Consider the following 3,908-nt stretch of genomic DNA (forward strand, 5'->3'; position numbering starts at 1 on the left):
TTGGATGAAATCAGTGCCGTCATTGCCGAAGAGCAAGTCGTTATCTGCACCGCCGTCAATGTTGTCATTGCCGCCAAGTCCGTAGATAGTGTCGTTGCCGCCCAGCCCGTTAATCGACTCGGGGATGCTGCTACCCATCATGAAATCGGCATTGTTACCGCCATTGAGAGTGTTTTGGACGGGGTTGGGGGTGATGGTAGCAGAGTTTAATTCCGGGGCGCTGACTCGATCGAGCAAACAATTATCTGTGCCCGGTATCGGAGTCGGAGTTGGTGCCGGTGTCGGCGTGGGCGCAGGTGTGGGTGTCGGAGTCGGAGTTGGTGCGGGTGTCGGAGTTGGGGCGGGTGTGGGTGTCGGAGTCGGAGTTGGTGCGGGTGTCGGAGTTGGGGCGGGTGTCGGAGTTGGGGCGGGTGTAGGTGTCGGAGTTGGTGTAGGAGTTGGTGTCGGAGTCGGCGTGGCTGTCGTTGTGAATTCAAAAGCGCCGATATCGACGATCGCACTGCCGTTACCATCACCATCTTGGGGGCGAGTCACACCGCGCTGATCCTTAGCTGGCGCGCCTGCACCTGTACCTGTGTCAATGGCGGGGCTTCCGGCTAGCAGCGGCAGCACGAAAGCGCCGTTAATATTTTGCAAAGGGCCGAGTTTCGGATCTGCGATCGTCACCTTTGCCGTAGCGTTATTGTCGTTAGGATCGCCTGTCGTAAGTTTAGCGGGAAACTGAAGATTATTCCCGCCATCAATTAGTTCTCTTCCAGTTTGGAATTTAACTTTAAAAGGATTGCCAGCCGTGTTGCTATCAAAAATCGAATTCTTGACAGTAATTGGCTGATTTCCAAAAGTTGCAATACCTCCCGAAAACTCTCCAGCGGTGTTCTTGGCAAAAGTCGAATTGACGATGTTAGTCGAAAAGGCATCTTTGTTACCGACAACTATTCCGCCGCCTTGTTTAGCAGCCGTGTTGCCGGAAAATGTACTATTGACAATGTTGATATTACCCTCTTCTCCCAGCCACAAGCCACCACCGTTATCATCGGCTGTGTTGTTTGCAAAGGTGGTATTTGTCACTGTCAAATCTACATTTCCGTGGCGAACTCCACCACCAGAACCTCCCTGACCCGCTGCATTTTTGATAGCCTTGTTGTTAATAAAAGTGCTATTTTCCAAAACTACTTTGTCTTGGTTATAACCAAACAAAAAGGCTCCACCTCCTTCTCCTGTCCCGATATTGCCGTCAAAAGTGCTGCCTCGGATGATAATGTTGCCAGGAGTAGGGCCTGGTGTTGCATTGGGGCCAGAAGCATTAGCGCCATCGACGTAAACTGCCCCGCCAACGCCTTTATCTGTGCGGTTGCCAGTGAATTTCGAGTTTTCGATCGTCATGCTGCCCAACAGGTTATTCACAGCCCCGCCATAGCTGCCTTTGTTGTTGGTAAATTCGCTATCTCTGATATTCAGAACACCGCCGCTTTTAGTGGCGATCGCCCCGCCGCCGCGTTCGGTATTGCTAGCCAAAGAACCGTCATTGCCGCTAAACTTGCTGTTAATTACTGTTGTGGTGCTGCGGAAACCCGTGTAAACGCCACCGCCGAAACCGGCAACATTATTGTTGACTTGGCAATTTTCTAAAGTTAAAGTGCTGTTACCGCCAGTTTGAATGCCGCCGCCGCTGCTAGTCGCCTCATTATTCGGATCGGTTCCCGAAACTTTGCCGTCGGCAACAATCAGGTTTTTTAGAGTAACATTGGTGGAACCTTCGGTGAGGATTACCCGCGAAGTGTTGTTGCCACTGATGGTTAAATTGCTAGCAGCACTTGCATCAATTGTCAAGTTTTTGTTGATGACAAGTTGACCGGAAGTGAGGGTAATTTTTTGATTGGCCAGAGAGGAGGCAAATTGAATAATATCGCCGGCTGCTGCGGAGGCGATCGCGCTTCTCAATGAACCGGCCCCGCTATCATTAGTGTTGGTAACGGTAACAGTGGCTAAAGTCCCTTGGTAATCCGCCATTGCTTCTGGAGTCAAGGCAAGGGGTGCTTCAATATCACCCTTGGTAAACTCCAAATTCCAGTTACCACCGCGGCCAGTGCGATCGCTAGATGCCGCAATATCAGCCCCGGTTAACTCCGAAAGGCGATCGACAAAATTAGCCCCATCACCCGCCGCCACATCGCAACCGTAAAGCATGATATCAGCGCGATCGCTCAATGCCGTGCGCCACCCTTCCAACTGGCTTGCATACTGCGGCAAATTATCCGAATTCAGCGTCGCCGAACCTAGCTGCAAACTGCCAGAATTCCCGTGAGAAAAAATGTGAACTTGGTCTACAGTTCCCCCCGCAGCAGCAATGGTTTGCAGTTTCGCAGTAATTTGCTCGACTCCGTTGCTATTTTTATCTAAAATGATTGTCTCAGAATTTGCGATCGCGCCGCCCGCCAAAGTTTGATAGTCATCTAAGTCCGAGTCAATGAAGACAAGAGATTTAGGACGAGAATTGCCGAGAACAGACTGTGAATCAATACTGGTAAAAGTTGAGTTCATTTTTCATACCCGATGATGATGTTTACTATTTGCTGGTAAATGACCTTGAAGTCCTTCAACAGTTGACAGTTGACAGTTGACAGTTGACAGTTGTAGGGGCAGTGCCCCCGTGAGAGCCCTCTTAGTTGACAGTTGACAGTTGACAGTTTGAGAGCGACCTCTACCTATAATGAAGAGGATTGGATTAATGAATAGTCTGACTTTAATTGCTTCCTCAAATGTAGAGACTTTCAGCCAATTATTTCTGGTAAAATATACATTCTGAAAACCCCCGGATTGCTAAAAAACTTCGTGAAAGCATGGGGGAACTAGAATCAAGAGAATTTCTGGTTTTTCTCCATGATTTAAATCAGAAAAATACATTCAGACAGAATTATTGCTATGTGGCGATTGCTTTGATTTCAATGGGTGCATCTGGGTTTCGCAAATATCTGTGTAGGGGCGAAGCATGACCTCCGTGAATATGAGATTATAACTAATAACTTATATGCGGTCATGCTTCGCCCTCTTCAAAAACTAGATTCACCCGATTTCAATTAACCGCAGAGGATGTAATGTCAATCCAGAGAAGAGCTGCTGCGGTTCCAAATTACTGATTGACCTAAAACCCTAAAATCTGCTCTCAAGGTCTGTCAATTTGAGGTATTTGCCGATCGCGAAAAGTTCCCAAAAAATCCGAAATTCCAGTAACTAACAGTAGGGTACCCAGCGGGAGGAAATCCTCAGTCTTTAGTCAAAACATTCAGCCCGCCGGGCACCCTACCCGATGTTTTGCCGATAGTAAGGTGCGCGTCGCGCACCCTACCAGAGGCAGTTAGATTGTTACCTGAGTGAAATCGCCAGCGCTGAGAGTACCGGGTACACCGTTAAGCTTCGCTAACAATTGATTGGTACCCGTCACGCTAATCAAAGTTTGATTGCTGCTAGACGCAATGCTGAGTTGATTGAAACTCAAACCGGGAGCCAACCCAATTAAATCCTCGCCCTTGCGGAAATCAGTAATGATGTCACTACCCAAACTTTGATTTAGGAAAAACACATCACTTCCCGAACCGCCAGTCAAAGTATCATCTCCTATATCCCCGGAAAGGAAATCGGAACCAGCACCGCCAGCAAGGAGATCGTTACCCTTACCGCCGAAAAGCGTATCGTTACCGGCGTCACCGCAGAGGACATCGTTTTCATTGTTGCCGAGCAGGAAGTCGTTGCCAATACCGCCATCGAGACTGTCGTTGTCTTTGCCGGCGTAAATCGTGTCATTTCCTGCTCCACCAAACAGCAAGTCTGTACCTTCATTACCAAACACAAGATCGTTGCCGTTGCCAGCATTAATTGTGTCATTTCCTAAGTTGCCTAACAGGTTGTCG

At 48.7% G+C, this 3,908-nt stretch carries 2 protein-coding genes; both read right to left on the bottom strand.

Going from position 1 to position 3,908, the window contains the following annotated elements:
* A partial coding sequence (locus JGK22_RS32645) for a DUF4347 domain-containing protein (protein WP_293314510.1) occupies positions 1-2,541 on the bottom strand: 2,541 nt, incomplete at its 3' end.
* Positions 2,542-3,355: 814 nt separating this feature from the next.
* Positions 3,356-3,908 (bottom strand): calcium-binding protein (locus JGK22_RS32650; RefSeq protein ID WP_293209071.1); only part of this gene is annotated, 553 nt, incomplete at its 5' end.

It is taken from the genome of Microcoleus sp. PH2017_08_TRC_O_A (assembly GCF_020738665.1).
Classification (GTDB): Bacteria; Cyanobacteriota; Cyanobacteriia; order Cyanobacteriales; family Microcoleaceae; genus Microcoleus.